The organism is Mesorhizobium sp. M1348 (assembly GCF_040317925.1).
Taxonomy (GTDB): Bacteria; Pseudomonadota; Alphaproteobacteria; order Rhizobiales; family Rhizobiaceae; genus Mesorhizobium.
The window spans coordinates 48181-67828 of sequence record NZ_JAMYLH010000017.1 but is presented as its reverse complement, the minus strand read 5'-3'; the positions used below and the strand labels follow the sequence as shown (position 1 = coordinate 67828).

18 protein-coding genes are annotated in these 19648 nt (G+C 57.4%); 6 read left to right on the top strand and 12 right to left on the bottom strand.

The annotated features are described in order from the left end of the window. Positions 1-47: 47 nt before the first annotated feature. The 3 genes from NKH13_RS24220 to NKH13_RS24210 all read left to right on the top strand — a co-directional run bounded on the left by NKH13_RS24220 (position 48) and on the right by NKH13_RS24210 (position 2818). A complete protein-coding gene (locus NKH13_RS24220) occupies positions 48-956 on the top strand; it encodes an NAD(P)-dependent oxidoreductase (protein WP_352914861.1) in 909 nt (302 codons plus the stop codon). A gap of 25 nt (positions 957-981) precedes the next feature. Further along, a complete protein-coding gene (locus tag NKH13_RS24215) occupies positions 982-1755 on the top strand; it encodes a class II aldolase/adducin family protein (RefSeq protein ID WP_352914859.1) in 774 nt (257 codons plus the stop codon). 136 nt (positions 1756-1891) lie between these two features. Continuing rightward, entirely contained in the window at positions 1892-2818 is a 927-nt protein-coding gene (locus NKH13_RS24210) for a 2-hydroxyacid dehydrogenase (RefSeq protein WP_352914856.1), read from the top strand. Positions 2819-2835: 17 nt separating this feature from the next. Here the strand turns inward: NKH13_RS24210 and NKH13_RS24205 are convergent, their stop codons facing one another. After that, a complete protein-coding gene (locus tag NKH13_RS24205) occupies positions 2836-3930 on the bottom strand; it encodes a GlxA family transcriptional regulator (protein ID WP_352914854.1) in 1095 nt (364 codons plus the stop codon). A gap of 98 nt (positions 3931-4028) precedes the next feature. On the opposite strand from NKH13_RS24205, the gene NKH13_RS24200 reads away from it, so the two are divergent. Further along, complete coding sequence (locus NKH13_RS24200) at positions 4029-5084, top strand: GlxA family transcriptional regulator (RefSeq protein ID WP_352914851.1); 1056 nt, start codon at positions 4029-4031, stop codon at positions 5082-5084. Positions 5085-5113: 29 nt separating this feature from the next. Here NKH13_RS24200 and NKH13_RS24195 read toward each other — a convergent pair whose 3' ends face one another. The 11 genes from NKH13_RS24195 to NKH13_RS24145 all read right to left on the bottom strand — a co-directional run bounded on the left by NKH13_RS24195 (position 5114) and on the right by NKH13_RS24145 (position 17859). Further along, positions 5114-6127 carry an aminotransferase class V-fold PLP-dependent enzyme gene (locus NKH13_RS24195; protein ID WP_352914968.1) on the bottom strand — a complete coding sequence of 338 codons (1014 nt, stop codon included), beginning with the start codon at positions 6125-6127 and terminating at the stop codon, positions 5114-5116. Between the two features lie 544 nt (positions 6128-6671). After that, complete coding sequence (purU, locus tag NKH13_RS24190) at positions 6672-7556, bottom strand: formyltetrahydrofolate deformylase (RefSeq protein WP_352914848.1); 885 nt, start codon at positions 7554-7556, stop codon at positions 6672-6674. A gap of 135 nt (positions 7557-7691) precedes the next feature. Continuing rightward, entirely contained in the window at positions 7692-8657 is a 966-nt protein-coding gene (locus NKH13_RS24185; protein ID WP_502914582.1) for a threonine/serine dehydratase family protein, read from the bottom strand. A gap of 88 nt (positions 8658-8745) precedes the next feature. After that, complete coding sequence (locus tag NKH13_RS24180) at positions 8746-9852, bottom strand: threonine aldolase family protein (protein WP_352914845.1); 1107 nt, start codon at positions 9850-9852, stop codon at positions 8746-8748. Beyond that, positions 9803-10426 carry a sarcosine oxidase subunit gamma family protein gene (locus tag NKH13_RS24175; protein ID WP_352914842.1) on the bottom strand — a complete coding sequence of 208 codons (624 nt, stop codon included), beginning with the start codon at positions 10424-10426 and terminating at the stop codon, positions 9803-9805. The genes NKH13_RS24180 and NKH13_RS24175 overlap by 50 nt, the downstream gene beginning before the upstream one ends. Position 10427: 1 nt before the next feature. Then, on the bottom strand, positions 10428-13313 hold the full coding sequence (locus NKH13_RS24170) for a 2Fe-2S iron-sulfur cluster-binding protein (protein ID WP_352914839.1): 2886 nt from the start codon (positions 13311-13313) through the stop codon (positions 10428-10430). Beyond that, entirely contained in the window at positions 13310-13576 is a 267-nt protein-coding gene (locus tag NKH13_RS24165) for a sarcosine oxidase subunit delta (protein ID WP_352914965.1), read from the bottom strand. The genes NKH13_RS24170 and NKH13_RS24165 overlap by 4 nt, the downstream gene beginning before the upstream one ends. A 19-nt stretch (positions 13577-13595) precedes the next feature. Continuing rightward, positions 13596-14834 carry an FAD-dependent oxidoreductase gene (locus NKH13_RS24160; protein ID WP_352914837.1) on the bottom strand — a complete coding sequence of 413 codons (1239 nt, stop codon included), beginning with the start codon at positions 14832-14834 and terminating at the stop codon, positions 13596-13598. 183 nt (positions 14835-15017) lie between these two features. Next, positions 15018-16424 (bottom strand): amidase, encoded by a 1407-nt coding sequence (locus NKH13_RS24155; protein ID WP_352914834.1) that lies wholly within the window; start codon positions 16422-16424, stop codon positions 15018-15020. Continuing rightward, the gene (locus NKH13_RS24150) at positions 16417-16632 is read right to left on the bottom strand and encodes a hypothetical protein (RefSeq protein WP_352914832.1); all 216 of its coding nucleotides are present in this window, start codon (positions 16630-16632) and stop codon (positions 16417-16419) included. The genes NKH13_RS24155 and NKH13_RS24150 overlap by 8 nt, the downstream gene beginning before the upstream one ends. 69 nt (positions 16633-16701) lie before the next feature. Beyond that, complete coding sequence (locus NKH13_RS24145; protein WP_352914830.1) at positions 16702-17859, bottom strand: M24 family metallopeptidase; 1158 nt, start codon at positions 17857-17859, stop codon at positions 16702-16704. Positions 17860-18086: 227 nt separating this feature from the next. Between NKH13_RS24145 and ehuB the strand changes: the two genes are divergently transcribed. Continuing rightward, positions 18087-18920 carry an ectoine/hydroxyectoine ABC transporter substrate-binding protein EhuB gene (gene ehuB / locus NKH13_RS24140; RefSeq protein ID WP_352914827.1) on the top strand — a complete coding sequence of 278 codons (834 nt, stop codon included), beginning with the start codon at positions 18087-18089 and terminating at the stop codon, positions 18918-18920. Positions 18921-18980: 60 nt separating this feature from the next. After that, positions 18981-19646, top strand: a complete 666-nt coding sequence (ehuC, locus tag NKH13_RS24135) for an ectoine/hydroxyectoine ABC transporter permease subunit EhuC (protein WP_352914825.1) — start codon at positions 18981-18983, stop codon at positions 19644-19646. Positions 19647-19648: the final 2 nt, after the last annotated feature.

Genomic DNA, 19648 nt, shown 5'->3' with positions numbered 1-19648 from the left:
GGGCTCTTCGGATGTTAAGCGCCGGCTGCCCCTGAACGGAGACATTTATGCGGATTGCATTTATCGGGTTGGGCAATATGGGCGGGCCTATGGCGAGCAACTTGGCGCGTGCCGGTTACGAGCTCGCGCTTTTCGACCTCGATTCCAACAAGGTCGATGCCGTCCGATCGACAGGAGTCACAGCCGGCAACCAGGCGATCGCAACGGCTACGACAGCGTCCGAGGCCGCCTCCGGTGCCAACATCGTGTTCACCTCCCTGCCAAACCCGAAGATCATCGAGGCTGTGGCGCTCGGCGAGAAAGGCATTGTCGCGGCATTGCCAAAAGGTGCGTTGTGGATCGACCTCTCAACGAACAACCTCGAATGCGAGCGCCGCATCCGCGCGGCCGCCGAGGCTCGCGGGGTCGATTTCCTTGATGCTCCGGTCTCCGGCGGGATTGAAGGCGCCGCCGCCGGGACGCTGATGATCATGGTCGGAGGAGACGCCCGAGTCTTTGCCCGCTGCAAGCCGGTCCTGGACAAGATCGGCAACCGGGTCATGCACCTAGGGCCTCATGGAGCCGGCTACGTCGCCAAGATTGCTCAGGTCGTGCTTTGCTACCTCAACTCCGTGGCCCTCAGCGAGGCCCTCATGCTCGGGGTCAAAGGTGGGGTTCCCGCCGATACCATGCTGGGGATCATCCAGGGCAGCACCGGAGCGAGCTACGTCGCCAATCGCTACGGCCCGGCGATTCTGGACGGCAGCTATGACCCGGGATTTGCACTCGGGCTTGCGCACAAAGATATGGCTTTGACCCTAGAGCTGGCAGCATCTGTCGGCGCCACGCTGCCGATGTGTGAGCAAGTCGAGGGGGTCTACAAAAAAGCCGTCGACAAATATGGTTTCGATCAAAACCATCTGATGGCCGTGAAACTCCTGGAAGAGCAAAACGGCACTTTCCTTCGTTCCACCTGACAACGCATTAGCGAAAGGATTACCAATGGCATACGAGATGAAAGCCGAGGACTTCAGCGTCCAGGGCGGCCACGCCAACATCTCCAAGGAAGAATGGGAAGCGCGCGTCGACCTTGCCGCGCTCTATCGCCTTGCCAACATGTACGGATACGACGATCTGATCTGGAACCACATCACGATGCGGGTTCCGGGTACCGATCACCAGTTCCTCCTAAACCGCTTCGGCCTGCTTTATAATGAGGTCACGGCGTCGAACCTGATCAAGGTCGACGAGCAGGGAAAGGTTCTTTATGGCCCGCCGGACGTAAATACTGCGGGTTTCGTCATCCATTCAGCGATCCACAACACCCATCATGACATGAAAGTGGTCTTCCACAGCCACGCGCCCGCAGGCCTGGCCATCACAGCATTACAGGATGGCCTGGAATTCCTGACGCAGGACGGCTCAATGCTGTGGGGCGACATCGGCTACCACGACTGGGAAGGCCTGTCGCTGACCCTTGAGGAGCGGGATCGTCTTGCCAAGAACATCGAAGGCAAGAAATGCCTGATCATGAAGAACCACGGGTTTCTCGCGGTCGGTGCTAATGCGGGCGAAGCCTTCATGAACCTATATTACACGGTCCGTGCGTGCCGGGTGTTGATCGATGCGTATTCCACGGGCCTCAGGCTGGATAAGAGCCGTGAAGACATCTGGCGTCTGGCGCATCGTCAGTACGACGATTTTCCGCTCGGCAAGTATGAATGGCCAGCCCTGTTGCGCCAGTGCGACCGGGTCGATCCTTCGTATCGCTACTAATCTGACAGCTTGAACCCCGGCAGACACCGGCCGGGCTTCCAGCGTTCATTCGTCTGCAGAAGTTTGCACGGAGGTCCAACGGCCAGCCGTCCTTTCCGTGCGAGCCGATTCTCCTCCAACTGTGATGGCCGAACCGATGACTATCTTGTTGAACAACCATGGCTACGACAATGAAAGCTGGCGAAGAGAAATCAGCCGCGAGCTTCCTGAATTGCTCGTGAAAGTGTTCGGTGAACCCATCGACCCCAAAGAAGTCGTCTATGCGATGGTCTGGAACCACCCTGCCGGCGATCTCAATCGCTATCCGAATCTCAAGGCAATCTTCTCGCTCGGGGCCGGTGCCGAGCATTTCGTTGCAGATGCAAGCTTGCCCGACGTTCCGGTGATCCTGCTCGCTGACCCAGCCGTCGCGCGCGACATGGCTGCCCATGCCCTGTACTGGGTGCTCACCTTCCACCGGCGTTACGCGGACTACCGTTCCCAGCAGAAGGACCGGATCTGGCACCGCAAACAGATCGTCCCTACGAGAGAGTTTCGCGCTGGTGTATTAGGCTTGGGCCGCATCGGCACGGAAGTCGCAAGCCGCATCCGCGATTTCGGCTACGCGGTGAGCGGTTGGGACCGCACTGCGCGACAGATCGAAGGAATCGCGTGCTATTCCGGAGCAGATTCCCTTCCCGAGTTCTTGAGCCGCAACGACGTGGTTATCAACGCCCTGCCCCTTTCCCCCCAGACGCGACACTTCCTGGACGGCAAGATATTCTCGGCCATGCCGCCGGGCAGCTTTTTTATCAACATCAGCCGCGGCGCGGTCGTCCATGACGAGTCCTTGTTGGATGTTCTCGACAGCGGTCATCTCGCCGGCGCCGCATTGGACGCATTCGCCCAAGAACCGCTTCGTGCTGAACATCGCTTCTGGTCCCACCCCCAGGTCTTCGTAACGCCGCATATGTCTGGCGCAACATTCGCGGCGAGCGCAGCAACTGTAATCGCCAACAATGTGCGCCGTCTTGAGCGCGGGCTTGATGTCTTTCCGTTGTTCGACCGGGCAGACGGCTATTGAGGCCACCAGCAATCACGCTAAGCAAGCGTTGGAGAGGAGCAGGTGTCTGAGGGTGTGTCACCGCTGGCCGGTCTTGGCGTTGACACGCCGAGAAACCTCCCAGTCGGCAAATTCCGGGCTTCATGAGGCGCCATCTGATGCGCTTCGCGGAAACACCTCGAAAAGTGGGAGGCGGATACGAAGCCGCAGGACACAGCAATTTCAAGGACTGGCATCGCCGACTGGGCGAGCAGGAGTTTCGCGTGTTCCAACCGCAATTCCCGGAAGTAGCGGCAGGGCGAACGGCCGAGATCATTGCGGAACAGGCGTTCAATTTGGCGCCGCGACAGTCCCGCGGCCGCCGCGAGGTCAGCCATTGTGAGCGGTGTAGCCAGGTTTCTCTGCATCAACTCGATGAGTTTCACGACAGTGGGATTGAGCCTGCCATGCTGGCGCAGCAAAGGCAGCCGCTGACGTTCATCGCCTGTGCGGACACGTCCAGCCACGGCGAGCTCCCCAACATTGACCGCGACAGGCTCTCCGCAATGAAGTTTTACAAGCTCGACCATCATATCGAATGCTGCCGTGCCGCCGGCGCAGCTCCAGACGCTGTTGTCGACTTCGTAGACGGTCGCCGCCGCCTCTACGCGCATAAACCGCTCGTTGAAGGCCGGCAATGCCTCCCAATGGACGGCGCACTTGCGGTCATTGAGCAGACCGGCTTTCGCCAAAGCAGCGACACCGCTTCCGAATGCGCCCGTGTCAATGCGGCGCAGCCTGCATTCGCGCAACCATGCGCTCAACAGCTTGGTTTCACGACCTTCATCAGGCTCATCGCCGCAGACGAGAGCCAGTGCAGGTCGTTCAGGCTGCAGCAGATATCTGCGTTCTTGGGCCAGGTCTGCGTCGGCTGCGACAACAAGACCGCAGCTGGCCCGCACGGCTTGGCCCAGGTGCGAAACCGTACGCCAACGAAAGACTTCCCGTCCAGCCGCTTTGTTGGCGAGGCGAAAGACGTCCAGGGCGGACGACAGAGAAAGGAGTTCGAACCCGTGCGCCAAGTAAAGGGCTACGGTAACTGGCTCATTGGCAGGTACGGACGCCCAAGCGTCGCGGGACCAGTGGTGGACCATGTCAGACTCTCCGCCGTGTTCTCTCAGCGACACGGGATAACCGGCTCGCGCCCCATTTGAGCGACGGGGAAAATCCGCGAAAGGACGTTTGCGTCGCCATGACAGTAGATTTGCGACAAGGCCCCGTTTCATCGGCCAAGCTGGCACAAAAGGTAGACCGAGCAGTGGCCCCGCTTTCCGTCGGTTTTCTCTTGTTCCATCGGTTTACCCTAGGGGCGTTTGCCAATTTCGTTGACGTGCTGCGTCTAGCCGCCGACGAAGGGGACCGCAGCCGCCCGATCCGCTGCCAGTGGCGGATTATCTCGCCTGACATGTCGCCAATCCTGTCCAGCTGCGGCGTTGCAATCTCTCCGCATGAACGGATCGGAGACCTTCGCCGCTTCGATTACCTAGTGGTTGTCGGCGGGGTTCTCGAAGAGGAAAGCCTCCTGGTCGACGAGCGGTTCGATGACCATCTTCGACAAGCTGCCGAGGCAGGCATACCACTCGTAGGGCTGTGTACGGGCTCGTTCGTTTTGCACCGCGCCGGCCTAATGGGTGGCTACAAGTGTTGTGTCAGTTGGTTCCACGGTTCAGATTTCCTCAGGCACTTCGAAGGGCTTCAGGCTGTTTCTGATCAGATTTTCGTAGTCGATCGAGACCGGCTTACCTGTTCCGGCGGCGCGAGCGCTGCCCATCTCGCCGCCTTCCTCGTCGACCGTCATCTCGGTAAAGCCCTGGCCGCCAAGAGCTTGCGGATCATGATGTTCAACGAGGCGGCGAAGGGTGAGACGGCCCAGCCAACTGGAAGCCTACAGATCGTCGTCCGGGACGAAATTGTGAAACGAGCCGTGCTGATGATGCAACATCACCTTGAAGTCCCGCTCACTATCGGCCGCTTAGCGGAAAAGCTCGGCATAAGCAAACGACAAGTTGAACGCCACTTTCGGTCGGAACTCCGTGGCTCACCTCAAGCCGTCTACATGCAGATCAGGCTTGATCACGCACGCCATCTTTTGCTGAGAACGGAGAAGTCCATTTCCGAGATCGCACTTGAGTGCGGATTTTGCGACGGCTCGCATCTAAACCGGATTTTCCGGGCCAATTATCTGCGGACGCCGCAGGGGTTCCGCTCGCAGGGAGCATGGCACGAGCGTGATACGATCCCCACATGACAGAAAGCCAATTATGCGACTTACGGACTTCAAATCGATAGACACTTAGGAAAGAGTCCAAGCGCTTTTATCTTCTCCAGCACACGATCCACGTCTGCCATGTCGTTGTAGGCGTGGACTGAGATCCGCAGTCGCCCATCGCCGCCCCAGGTCAAAACTCCGCGCTCGCGCAACTCCATTTGTTCGGAATGGGGCGTTGCAATCGATACATTGCCGGCCCTGTCCGCTGGTCTCGCAGGTGTGAGCTGATCAACGCCCAAACGACTAAGCCCGTCAAGCAGCGCTCGGCCAAGCTCAAGAACATGCGATTCAATTCTGGAGATTCCGATTTCCTCGAGCGTTGCCAGAGCGTTCTCGAGATAGTAGATGCTCATAAAGCTGGGGTTACCTCCTTCGAATTTCTCTATTGTAGGCTTCAAGTGAAAGCTGGTCCGTTGGCGCCATTCCGCCTCGTGTATAACCGAGTTCCAACCGACTGCCTTTGGTTCGAGTTGGTGCCATCGTTTGGAGTTTACGAAGAACACTCCGACCCCATGCGTTCCCAGCAGCCACTTATAGCAACAGGAAACAACGACGTCGCAAAGCGAACCGTCTACAGGAACGACGCCGAGCGAATGCGATGCATCGACAACGAGCCGCGCTCCACACCTGTCGGCAATCTCTCTTAGAGCAGCAAGATCGCTTCGCGCACCGGTAAGGTAGCTAACGTGACTGACTACGATCGCTCGCGCATGTGAATCCACCGCATCGGCAACCTCATCTAACGTGGCGCAAGGGCCGGCCCCAACTCTCCTCAGTTCGATCCCAGCAGCCTGCCAAATGTGAAGAAGAGATGCGAATTCACTTGCACCGACGACCACGTTGTCGCCCGGACGCCAGTCTATTCCAACAGCGACCGCGTGGAGGCCCGCAGTTGCGTTCCACAGGAGCGCAATCTCCTGCGATCTAGCGCCAGGAGCCTGGCCAGGCGCTCCCTTGCCCTGGTCGCGGTCGCAAACATTCGATCGCGCCCCGGCATGCCAACACCCTTGTCGACCATAAATCGTGTCACCGCTGCAGCATTGCTGATCAGAACCGGCGTTTCACCACCCGCGGCCAGGTGGGTCAAGTTCTCAAGTCCGATGAATTCACTCTTTGGGATAAGACTGCCCGCCCCCACTTCGTTACCTCCCAAGAGATCGCTTTGATGCAAGAAACAGTTCGAAATCTAAGGAGCGAATTTGTTCGCTCGAACAATGCTCCAGGAACGACAACTGTTTTCCGTCCGGGTCCAAGCCCACCATAGCGATACAATTGGTCTTGGAAGCAAGACCTTTTGACGCCTGCTCATCTGGACTGTGCTGGAAAATTCCCGGAAGGGCTGGGCGATCTCGAGGTGGGCAACCTGCAAACATGTGGAACGACATTCCTCTTGAGCACGTTTATTTCTGAACGGACGGCTCCTTGGCGAACAGCATCGCCGCATCAGCAATAACGGCGCACTCTGCAAGCGCAGCAAGAGGCACAGCCAGTGCGAAGAATAATCGAAGGCAAATAGGCGGTGGACGGTGCCTCTCACGACAAGTATGCGTCCTCAGGGGGCCAAATTTAACCCATGCGTTCTGATGCGTAGCTTCCTGGGCTCGCCGGGAAGACGACAGTGCGGTTGCCGTTCAAGAAGACGCGGTGATGGATGTGGGCGTGAATCGCTCGCGCCAGGACCTGACTTTCAACGTCACGGCCCATTGAGACGTAGTCTTCCACGCTTTGAGCGTGCGTGATGCGCACCGTATCCTGCTCAATGATTGGCCCTTCATCAAGATCGGGCGTCACATAATGGGCCGTGGCACCGATCAGCTTCACGCCGCGCTCATACGCCTGCTTGTAGGGATTAGCTCCCTTAAAGCTCGGCAGGAAGGAGTGATGGATGTTAATGATCCTGCCCGACATCTTGCGGCACATTGCGTCTGAAAGAACCTGCATATAGCGGGCGAGAACAATCAGCTCGGTACCTGTCTGCTCGACAAGGTCCATGAGCTGCGCCTCCGCCTGGGGTTTGTTCTCCTTCGTCACCTTGATGTGGTGGAAGGGAATATCGTGATTTACCACTACCTTCTGGTAGTCGAAGTGGTTCGAGACGACGCCGACGATATCGATCGGGAGTGCCCCGATCCGCCAACGGTACAAAAGGTCGTTGAGGCAGTGCCCGAACGCCGAGACCATCAACAGCACTTTCATCCTTTGCGTCTGGATGTGAAGCTCTGCTTCCATGTGAAACTTTTCGGCGATCGGCCTTAGCCCCTCGGCAAGCGCTTCGGCTCCTTTCCCGTCCTCTGATATGAAGGAGACGCGCATGAAGAAGCGACCAGTGCTGAGATCGTCGAATTGCGAACTGTCGATGATGTTGCAGCCCATTTCGCAGAGAAAGCCGGAGATGGCGGCTACTATTCCTCGCGTTGATTGACACGTTGCCGTCAGGATAAAGGTGGTCATTCGTTGCCTTTACAGGTTATCGGGAAAGGTCCCGCCAATTCGTGAGGCGGGAAGTTGCCCGCAAAAGTTGCTCGAGGCTTTTCGGGCCGGCCTTTTGCATCCGACCACGACAAACGTTGCGATTCGGCGAGGAGGTTAACTCAGAAATTCGCGCCAGGCGCTCAGATCCACGTTCCCCCCGGATACCACTGCAACGACAGTCTTGCCACTCCACATTTCGCGGTGCCGCAGGACCGCGGCAACCGCAGCTGCTCCACCGGGTTCGGCAACGATCTTCATCTCATCCGCCAATAATCGCATCGCGAAAATGACGTCAGCTTCCGACGCTTCGTAGCCGTGGGAGATAAGTTTCTGATTGATCGAAAAGGTCTTCTCACCTGGAATTTGCGTTACGATCGAGTCGCAGATCGAGCTGTACCCGGGTCCATTTCCAACGCGCTCGCCTGCTATCAACGATCGCCTGGTATCGTCGAAATGTTCCGGCTCAGCCGCGCAGATAGTGGTCGCCGGGGACAACTCTGCCATGGCGGTGGCGATGCCAGCGATCAGCCCGCCACCACCAACGGGGCACACCAGAGCGTCCGCGGACGTTTTCAGTTTGGCCAGCTGATCGACGATTTCCAGTGCAACGGTTCCCTGCCCCGCCATCAAGACATAGTCATCGTAGGGGGCAATCAAAGTCGCGCCCGTTTGCTCGGCCACATCTCGTGCGATCTTGGCCCTGTCGCCCGTGACCCGATCGTATGTAATCACCTTGGCCCCGTACTGGGCGGTGTTGCGCAGTTTCACGGCCGGCGCATCCTGCGGCATGACTATGGTGGATGGGACATTCATTTCCGCCGCCGCGGCGGCCACCCCTTGAGCGTGGTTGCCGGATGAAAAGGCCACGACACCCGCCGCGCGCTCCTTTTTGCTCAGCGACGCGATCTTGACGTAAGCTCCACGAATCTTAAACGATCCGGTGCGCTGCAAGCACTCGGCTTTCACGAGGAAGCGGAAACCAAGACGGCGGTTGAGAAGTTCGGATTCGAGCAAGGGCGTAACCCGTGTTACACCTTCGAGAACCCGGGCGGCATCAACGATCATTCCATATTCGAGCATCGCGCTGCTTTCCAACTGGGAGCTACTAAAATCTCGTTGCCGCTCGTTGATCACATCGCGCAATCAGAGGGTGAACCCCGGGTGGGCTCTAAGCTTGGGAAGGTCCGTGCTCGCGGCAGGCCTGTTCAAACCGCTGAATTTGCTCTGTGCTGTCGCAGTAGGACATGACAATGCGGACGCCTTGACCTTTGGCCTGAAAGTTCCACGGCCTTAGATGGATATCCTTGTCCCGGAGTGCTTGCAGAAGGCTCGGCGGCAGAATGGCGAACACTTCATTGATATGCACTGGCTGAACCAGCTCAACACCTGCGCACTGCCTTAAGGCACCAGCTATTTGTTCGGCGTTCCAGTTCGCCTGAAGAGCATTTCGCAGCCATAGATCATCCTCCAGGTAGCTCAAGAGCTGCACGGACATGTAGCGCATCTTTGAGCATAGGTGCCCGGCGCGTTTGTGCAAAACGCTCAGTACCTTGGCAATTGCAGGATCGAAGGTAATCACTGCTTCGGCATTCATGGTTCCATTCTTGATCGTGCCAAAGGTAAGAATGTCCACCCCGGCCTTCCAGGTCATTTCGGCTGGCGTTACGCCCAAATGAACCATGGCGTTCGCCAAGCGTGCCCCATCAAGGTGGACTTTCATGCCTGCTTCATGCGCTATCGCACTCAGCGCTCGTATTTCGTCCAGTTCATAAACGACTCCGGCTTCCGTGGCTTGGGTAAGGCTGAGTGCGCTGACCGCCATATGATGCACGTTGCCGATACCGTGACTTTGCAGGCTGTCCTCGAGCATGGCAGGCGATATCTTATGGTGCTCACCCTTCAGCAAAGTCATGCGGCTACCCCCGCTATAGAACTCCGGAGCGCCAGCTTCGGTCGTCACGATATGGGCACCCCCGTGACAAAAGATCGTGCCATACGGCGGCGTGATGGCGCCGAGCGCGAGACCGTTGCCTGCGGTGCCTGTAGGCACCGGAAAAATAAAGGTTTCACGCTCAAAAAAGTTCGAATAGGCCTGGGCCAAGGTTGCGGTGAATTGATCTGCTCCGTAGGCCACCTCGACGCCTCGGTTGCAGTTCACGAGCGCGTTCATCACCTGTTCGCAGACCGGCGCGCCATTGTCTGAATTGAAGTGATAGGTGGCTATTTTAGATCCTCCCATTTCCGGCAAAGCCGCCACCAAATTCAGTGGAAGCATCCTGGAGGACATCCCATAGATAGTCGGCTGAGGCGAAATCAGTCAGCATATGCAAGCCGTAGGACCCGGCCGTAATTTCGCGGATTAAAACCGCGCTGATCCGCGCTACGATCGTCTGTACGACCTCGCCTTGGAGGAAACGATCGCCGCGCAAATCCACACCGCAAATCTTCGCCATCATTTGCGCAATCGAACTGCCCTCTAGACAGAGCCAACTATGGCTGTCGGCGCGGGGAAGCGGGTACCCTATTCGGCGCTCACCGCTGGCGTCGTCGGCATTCCAGCTTGCCTCCAGGTCGCTGCACACACTACCAACCGCGTCTCGATCGGGCAGGACTAGGTACTCCTCCTTACCGAGCCGCGCGATGAGAGAGCCATCGGACAGGCTGATAGCTTTGTTGGGAACGTGCGGGATAGCGCTGACTTTCGAACTCAGCCATGCCGCCGTCCCGTTACCTTTGAAGCCGATCCGCGGCAGCGTCGACAGGTCATGGATTACAACATTCCCGTTCGGCGCAGTCTGGCTCGCGCCGGTCAACCGATGAGCGAACGGACTTCTAGCTATAGCGCCCACCTTACATCTCCTGCCGCAGGTTTTCGGGATCGTAAAAATGAGGGGAGGCGACTTGCGCATGGTGCTCGCTCCCGTCACTTGCGCGCAGCACAATTCGGCTTCCAAGATCGGCGTCTGAGCGGTCCGCATAGGCCAGACCGATGACTCGTCCCAAAGTCGGGGAAAAAGCGATTGAGGTGATGAACCCTGCGATGGATCCATTCTTCACAACCAGATTAGACTCCTGGAGCCCAGCCGTCGGCATCCGGTCGAGCACAAACCCGACCAGCTTTCGGCTCGACAACGTCTTGTTCCGGATTTCCAAACTGCGCTTGCCAATGAAAAAGGGCTTCGAGTTAGCGACTGCCCAGCTCATATCAAGCTCCTCAGGCGTGGTCATGCCGTCAGTGTCTTGACCGATAATCACATGCCCCTTTTCAAGCCGCATGAGCCTTTGGGCTTCCAGGCCAAATGGGCGAATACCGGCAGCACGCCCCGCATCCCCGACGGCCCGCCAGAGTTCTGAAGCGAAGCGTGAGGGCACATGTATTTCGTAGCCAAGCTCGCCGATGAAACCCACTCGAAATACCCGAGCAGGGATGCCCGCTACCGTCCCTTCACGGTAAGCCAAGTATGGAAAGTCTTGCGGCGACAAGGCAATGTCATCGCTAAGTTTTGCAAGTACCTTGCGGGCATTAGGCCCTGCCAGGTTAACCCCCGCGTAAGCGGCCGTAACATTCGCGATATCCACGTCGAGGCGCCATTGGGCGTTCCACCACAGCATGTTGCGGTATATTCGGTCCACGCCCGTCGTGGTCGCCGTGACGTAGAAATAGTTTTCGCCGCGCCGACACGCGACACCGTCATCAATGACCGTGCCTGCCTCATTGGTCATAAGCAGGTAGCGGGTCTTGCCAATGGGCAGCTTTACATAGGCAAACGTGTACATCCGATTTAGAAATTCGGCCGCATCGGGGCCGCGCACATCTAACCCGCCCAAAGTCGAAACATCGATCATGCCTACGTTGTTTCTTGCGTTCACAACCTCTTCGGCAATGAGCCTCTTGCCATCGCGTTCATGACCATAGTAGGCGGGCCGCAGCCAATTTCCCGCAAGCAGCCATACTGCTCCTTGAGCGGTATGCTGTTCATGCATCGGTGTTTGGCGAAATGGCGTGAACTTTCGACCCGCCAAAGTCGCGATTTTTTCCGTTGTGACAGGCGGCCGGGCGGTGGTGACGCCCACCTCATTTATTGTCCGATTTGTGTATTTCGATACGAGCATTGCAGTCGCCAGAGCAGCATGCCGGCCTTGACTTGGCCCCATGCCGACGGTCGAAAACCGCTTTACGAGTTCGAGCTCGCGATACCCGTCCGCAATGGCGTTCTTGATGTCCTTGACCTGAAGGTCTTCGTCAAAGTCGACAAAGTCCATTCCCTTCGGATGCGGGAAGATCGGGCAAGGATGATTTGGGGAACCTCGATCCCGAGTTGGAAGCGCGGGCCGACGTTTGCTCTGATAGCCGCAATTGATCGCGGCCGCTAAGCCCTGTGCCGCGCCATGAGCTATGCAATCGTCCAGGTCGAAAAATCCGTCGACCGATCCGGCAAGCAGAACGCCTTTGTCCTGCCCATCGATAGTGAACTGCGCGGCCGCATCATCGTAAGCGAGCTTGCCACCCGCCTGCAGTGGTAGCTGATAGGCGGGAACATAGCCGACGGACATGCAGACTAGGTCACAATCGACCTTTCGGCGCCCCTTGCCTGCAGTGCCCTCCGCATCAATTTCGGCAAGCTCTACCCCACGGACGTGCAAATCCCCCTTTTCCGGTCGTGCCTCATAGAGGCACCATCCATCCAGAATCGAGACCTTTCGTTGCGTTAGCTCCGAACGCAATGGTCCGTGGTGGCCGGCCTTTCGGAGATCGCAAATGGCCGCCAGGTCGACGCCGGCCTCAAGAAGGTCAAGCGCCACGCCATATCCGTCATCGTTGGCAGCGAGTATGACTGCACGATTACCAGGCTTCACACCGAACAGTCGAATGAGCCGTTGAGCCGCCGAGCCCTGCATGATGCCGGGCAAATCATTGTTTCGAAACTGTGACGGCTGCTCTATGAGCCCGGTCGCGAAAATGACCTGTTTAGCCCGCAGCTTGTGTAATCGGTTACCGCGAAGTACCGGCAGCCAGTTATCAGCATACCACGCATTGCAGATCGCGTCGGTCCAGATCTCGATGTTGTCGTGACCCTTCGCCTCGCCGACTAGGTCCCTTTCGCTTGCCAGTCGCGCATAGTTCAGCGCCCCGCCTATCCGTGGATTCTCGTCCAACAGCAAGACTGACGCGCCGGTATCAGCCGCAGCAATCGCCGCCGCCATACCAGCAGGCCCCGCACCGACGACGACCACATCGTACCAGCCATAGGCCTTGTCGTAATACCCTTCGGTGGGTTTTGTGACGTCGAGCTTACCCAGCCCCGCTTTGGCCCTAATGATGGGCTCCCACACTTTTTCCCAAATTCCTTTGGGTTTGTAGAAGGTCCGATAGTAAAAGCCGACCGGCATGAAGCGGGAAAGCCTGTTCATGACGAACCCGCTGTCCCTGCGTGCCGACTTGCCAACATTTTGGGCACGTACGGTCAGACCGTCTGATATAGGATGACGATCGGCAAAGACGCTTACCTCGTTCCCGAGTTGGACAAGTGTGTTCGCGTCTTGAGCGGCCATGGTCAGGATACCGCGCGGTCGGTGATATTTGAATGACCGCGACAATATCCATTCGCCGTTAGCCGCAAGCGCTGAGGCGATCGTATCCCCGGATAGGCCTTCATACTCCCGCCCGTCGAACGTGAACTTAAGCTTTCTCGACGCGTCGATAAGCAGGCCCTTGCGTGGCGTCGCGCTTTTCATGACGCTTCTCCCAGAGGTCCATCTGCCGGTACAGGAAATGTGGCCAGAATCTCATCGGTCACTGTGTTCCGTTCCGCAAGGAACCAGAAGTTTGTCGGTGTGTGACACCACCACTCACGCACGACGCCCGCCGTATTGTTAGACATCCAGACGTACTCCGCCCACTCGTGGTCGCTCGCGCCGGATGGCTCAGGTTGCCGATGCACATCTCCATGGCACTGGAACTCGGTTATGTTGCGTGGCCCGTTCAGAGGGCAAGTCATCAACTTCACGTTTAGTTCCTCAGTGGCTTGCAGCGGTAGCGCCCATCTCATTCACCAGATCGAAACTGTGGAACCGGCTTAACTGAAATGGCCTGATCTCGTCAGGAATGCGGTTTTCCGAAATGGCCTTCGCCAAGAAGAATCCGCTGGCCGGAGTCGCCTTGAAGCCCCAGGTGCCCCAACCTGCGTCCAGCCAATAGTTCGAGAGCGGACCCTGACCCATGATCGGGCTGTAGTCCGGCGTCATATCGGTGATCCCGGCCCACTGGCGCAAAATCTTGAGTTCTCCAATGAACGGGAACATCTCAAACGCCGAGGCAGCAAGACCTTCCTTGAGCTCCAGGGTCGAGCGAGTGTTGTAGAGCTCGTATGGGTCCGAGCCGCCTCCGATGACGAGTTCGCCTCTGGCCGATTGCGAAACGTAGCAATGCAGAGCGGTTGACGACACCATCGGATCCAAGAAGGGTTTGACAGGATGCGTCACCATTGCCTGAAGTGGATAGCTGCGGATCGGCAGCTTCAAACCGGCCATCTTTGCTACGACTGAGGAGTAACCGGCGACGCACTGCACCACGGTCCCGGCTGAAACATGGCCGCGATTTGTGCGGAGGCGTGTGACCCTATTCCCGGCGACTTCCATCCCCAGGACTTCCGTCCTTTGATGAAGCTCGACCCCACGCTCACACGCGCGGATAGCATATCCCCATACGACTGCGTCGTGACGCGCGATGGCTGCGCTTGGGTGCCAAAGACCGCAAAGGATCGGCATGCCCTTGATATCGAGATTGAGCGAAGGCACCAAGCTTCTGATTTGCTGGCGATCAACAATCTCGTTAGCCTCACCACAAAAGACGCCGGCGTCGGCGCGCAGGCGAAGAGATCGCGAAACGCCGTCCGAGTGCGACAACGTCAGCTGTCCCCGGCGGGAATACATCATGTTGTAATCGAGCTCATTGGCCAAGGATTCATAAAGTCTCAGGGCCTTCGCATAGAACCGTATCGATCGTTGATCCGTGTAGTTCGAGCGGATCACCGTGGTGTTGCGCGCGGTGTTCCCGCCTCCAAGATAGCCCTTCTCCAGAATTGCAACGTTGGTGATCCCGTGGTGCTTCGCCAGGTGGTAAGCCAATGAGGCTCCGTGACCACCGCCGCCGATGATGACGACGTCGTAGTGGGATTGTAGATCCGGAGTGCGCGGTATCTCATCGCGTTCGGGATAACGTCTTGAAAAGCCGTACTTTAGAAGCGCAAACACCATATTTCTCCCTCTAGGAGCGCGGCCGAGCCGTGGACGCTTTGCTCGCTTGCAGGAGCGATGCCAATAACCGTCGTTTGGTCAAAGCGGGGTCCAAACACACGCGATGCGATACGCATCCGCGCAGCCTTTCCAGGTTCGGCAAAACGTCGTGAGAAGGCATATCTCCGGGACGTATGTGCCATCTCAGCCGTCTACTTTCGGTAGCGGGATTGAGAACTGGTCGCTTCGCTCAATCGCGTGTGCGGCACGCAAGACAGTCATCTCGTCGAAATACCGGCCTACCAATTGCAGTGCGATCGGGAGACCCTGCGTATGCATCGCGCATGGCATTGTCAGCGCCGGGTGACCGGTCATATTGAAGAATGTCGTAAACCGGGTGATCGCGTTTCCGATCGCTTCGTTGACCCCGTTTCGTGTCACCTTGACGGTGCCCACTTTCTGGGCGATTTCGGGCGTCGCGGGGGTGAGGATCAGATCGACTTGGTCAAAAAGCCTATTCGTCTGCTGTCGGTAGGTCTCGATGAACCGCTTCGCTTTGACATAGTGCTCCGCCAGAATGCACTGCCCCAACGCCAAACCAGCACGGAAATCCGCGGAATAAAGGTCGCCGCGCTCCTGCAAATAAGCCGAATGCGCACTGAGCGCTTCAGGCATCTGCACGGTGAGGGAGACTGTGCGGCTATGTTCCATATCCGGAAATGTCACCGGCACAAGCTTTGCGCCGTTTGCGACGAGATACTCTTTCACCCGTTCAATGGCCTCGAGGATTTCGTCGTCCGCACGCTCGTAGTAGAAGTTGCTCGGAATACCGACGCGCAGTCCTGAGATGTCCTGATCGAGCGCTTCAGAGTAATTTTCAACGGGCCGATTGACTGAAGCGGGATCGCTGGGATCGTAGCCCGCCACGATGCTCAGCAGATCGGCGCAGTCGGCGATCGTGCGCGTCATCAACCCGACGTGATCCAGCGTCCAGCAATACGGCACCACTCCCGAAGTGGGGACACGTCCGATCGTGGGCTTAAAGCCGACAAGCCCGTTCAACGCAGCGGGCGCTCGGACGGAGCCACCGGTGTCCGTTCCAAGTGCCGCCGGCACCAGACCAAATGCCACCGCGGCCGCGGAGCCGCTCGACGAGCCACCCGCGAGACGCGTCGGATCGTAAGCGTTGACGGCTGTCCCATAAAGCTCGTTTTCGCCCGTTGCGCCGTATGCGAATTCATGCAGGTTCGTTTTGCCAAGACTAAGCGCCTGGGCTGCCCGCAGCTTGGCGATTGCAAACGCATCCTTTGTGGCAATCCTGTCGTGGAAGACCCGCGACCCGGCGGACGTTCGAACACCCTGCACGTCGAACAAATCCTTGGAGGCATAGGGAATTCCGGCGAACGAGGAGCCGGTCAAATCACCACGCGTGAGCAGCGACGCCTTTTCTCGCGCAGTATCAATAGTCGTCGTGATGAACGCCTTTGATTGTGGATTGTGTCGTTCGATCCTCTCGGCGAATGTATCCACAAGCTCGACTGGGGTTACCTCACCGCGCTGAAGCATCGACCTCAGGCTCTTGACGCTTTGAAATGCGATATTGTTACTCATGGCTGTCTGCACCTTGGACGCTCATAGCCGGTGGCGTGGTCCCGAGGTCGATTTTCCTCAGCTGCTCAAGCTCCTTCAGGAGATCCTGGAATCCGGTGATGATCCCCAGTTGGGGATCGACTAATTCGTTTATTTCGTTGTCTGACCAATGATGCGATGCCATCTGGGTGCATATGCCGGTTAGCGTAGCTTTTGTGAGTTTCTGCATGAGAATCCTCGAACAACGATCGCGAAGAGCGTTCTGCCCAACCAGGTCGCCAGCGACGGCCCATGGTAATCAGCGAACGATCAGAGTTTCGGGTGTTTTGTTTGTGAGGATCTCCCCACCGTTCTCGGTCACCATCACGGTGTTGGAGACGAAATAGTCCGCGACTTTCGTGTTGGTGAACCAAGAATGTGCATGGACGACCATGCCGACTTCTATCTTACGGGTCGACTTGGGGAAAAGGCTGGTGACCATGGATCCGCCTGTCCAGCTCGGAGGAAAGCCAATCCCAACGAGGTAGCCGCAGTGATGACGGTGATAGTCGACGAGGCCCGCGCTCGCTGCCACTTCGTGCCAAGCCTCATAGGCGTCACCCGCATCTGCGCCCGGACGAAGGGCTTCGCAAATTGCCTTCATGCCGCGAATTGCAAGCTCGGCAGACTCCTCGACACCCTTCCGCGCGCTACCGACGTAGACAAGCCGGCCCATCGGAGATTGGTACTTGCGATATGAAGCGCAGGTTTCAAGGAAAACTGCATCGCCGTTTCGGAACACCTCGCCACGCCAGGTGGTATGCTCTTCACCTAGACGACTAGTCGGACGAATGAACGGGCCGAAACCGGGATACTCGCTTCCCTCCAATATCATCTTGCTGTGGTAAGCCGCGGAAACTTCGTAATCGGTTGCGCCGTCGCGCACCGCGTCAACCGCGGCCAGCGTGCCTAGGTCAACTGCATGCGCCGCCTTGCGAGTGTATTCCATTTCGAGCGGGGACTTCACAAGACGTAGGTCGTCAAGAATCCCGGAAGCGTCCACCCAACTTACGCCGGAACGCTCGTCTTGAATGCGCTCAGCGTGTCGCGCTGTAAGGAAAAGGCTACGCTTTTCGATCCCGACGCGGCCACCCGACAGACCCAGGTCTTTCATGGCCTGGTGGACGTAGTCTGAAAGCTCTTCGTGATCCTTGTGCCCGTAGAACCGCGCGTTTCGGACCTGGTTCTCTACCGTTATCTGCTCCATCGCGCGGCAGCAGAGGCCCATTTCTCCGCTTTGATTCAGAACGAGCACATGCGCAGCGAAGAATCCCCAGTGATCAAGCCCGGTGAGATAATAAATGTTCTCAGGAACGGCAATCAAGATGCCATCAAGGTTGTTTTCTGTGAGCGCCTTACGCGCGTTCGATATGCGACGATCAAGCTCATCTTTTGGAAAGGGTAAAAGGTAGGTCATGTCGCCCCTCGGGTGCTGTATCCAGTTTTCAACAACGGAAATAGGTATACCTCTCGTACCGCCACTCGTGAAAAATGACAAGGGCAATTTTGCCAGAGCCGGCCGAATTGGCTCAAATTGCGCGAAAATTTCGACGGGCAGCAACGCCCTCTTGCCACTTCTCTGGTGCAGTGGTATACCTCTCAGGCAATTTTGCATAAACCCAAAAACAGAGGGAACGGATGAAAATGAAAGCTATCTTGGCTGCAATCGCCGCGACTGCTGCTCTATTTATCGGCGTCGCTCACGCTGACGGGCTGACGGACAGCGCTAAAGCGGGAAAACCAATACGCATTGGCTTCGCTCATGAAATCCCATGGGCTTATCCGGGGGATAAAAACGAACCGCTGGGATTCGCGAACGCACTGGCGGTCGGCGTCCTAAAGTCTATGGGGTACAATAACATCGAGCCAGTCGTGACCGATTGGGGTGGCTTGATACCGGGGCTCCAGGCGGGGCGCTTCGACATTATCACCGGCGGAATGTACATCACCGGCAAGCGTTGCAAGAACGTCGCTTTTGCCGAACCAATGGGGAAATTCGGCAACGCGTTTATTGTCAAAAAAGGCAACCCGAAGGGGATTCAGAACTATAAGGACATCAAGGCGAAGGACGCAACGATGGTGACTGTCTCCGGCTACGTCAATGTTGACGAGGCACTTAAGGAAGGAGTCCCTGAAAGCAAGATTATGCAGGTGCCAGGCCCTACTGAACTGCTGGCTGCCGTTCGCGCGGGGCGCGCGGACGCCGGGGCCAGTAACTATTTCGATGCCAAAAATCTGGCCGCTAGCGCACCTGACGACATCGAAGTGACTGACCCGGCCGCTCTACCTGATTGGACGAGTAATTGGGTAGCGATTGCATTCAAGCCAGAGGACAAGGACTTTCTGAAGGCGTATAACGAGGCCCAGGCAAAGTACCTCGGTTCGCCGGAAATGCTGGAGGCAGTCGGGAAGTTTCAATACACGAAAGCTCAGCTTCCGGGCGATGCAAAAACCGAATGGGTCTGCGCCAATCGGTAACAATGAGTTGGCTGACGAGCCGCATGAGGCAGCTCGTCAGCATTGCCGAAGCGAGCTCCTATGACATACGCCTCCTTCCTTGCGGATTATGGTAGCCGGTTTGTAGACGGTGCGCTCGTAACCGCCATCCAATTCGTTTGCTCCTTGGGTCTGGCCGTGGTGGTGGCCAACCTCTTCGGCCTGATGCTGCTATCGTCAAACCCGGCGCTAAGGAGAGCCGCAGTAGGCTACGTCGAGTTTTTTCGCGGCACCTCACTGTTGGTCCAGCTTTTTTGGTTGTTCTACGTGTTGCCCCTGTTTGGCATCACGTTGGACAATTTTCTTACCGGATTTCTTGCAGTTGGCCTGAACCTTGGCGCCTACGGCGCTGAGCTGGTTCGGGGCGCCATACAGTCAGTTCCCCGCGGCCAGTGGGAGGCATCTTACGCATTGTCGATGTCGGCAGCCCAACGCATGCGACGGATTATCATCCCTCAGGCCTTTGTCACCATGCTGCCGGCTTGGGGAAACCTGGTGATCGAGCTGCTCAAAAGCACCGCGCTGGTGGCGCTGATAGCAGTTCCAGATCTTATGTTTGAAGCGCGCCAGCTGAACAATACAACCTATCTCTCTACGTGGACTTTTGGGACAGCCCTGGTCATCTACTACGTCTTCTCTCGCTTTCTCATCACGCCTTGCATGCGCTGGACCGAGCGCATCATGGCTCGGCGGATAGGAAGGGCTTAAGC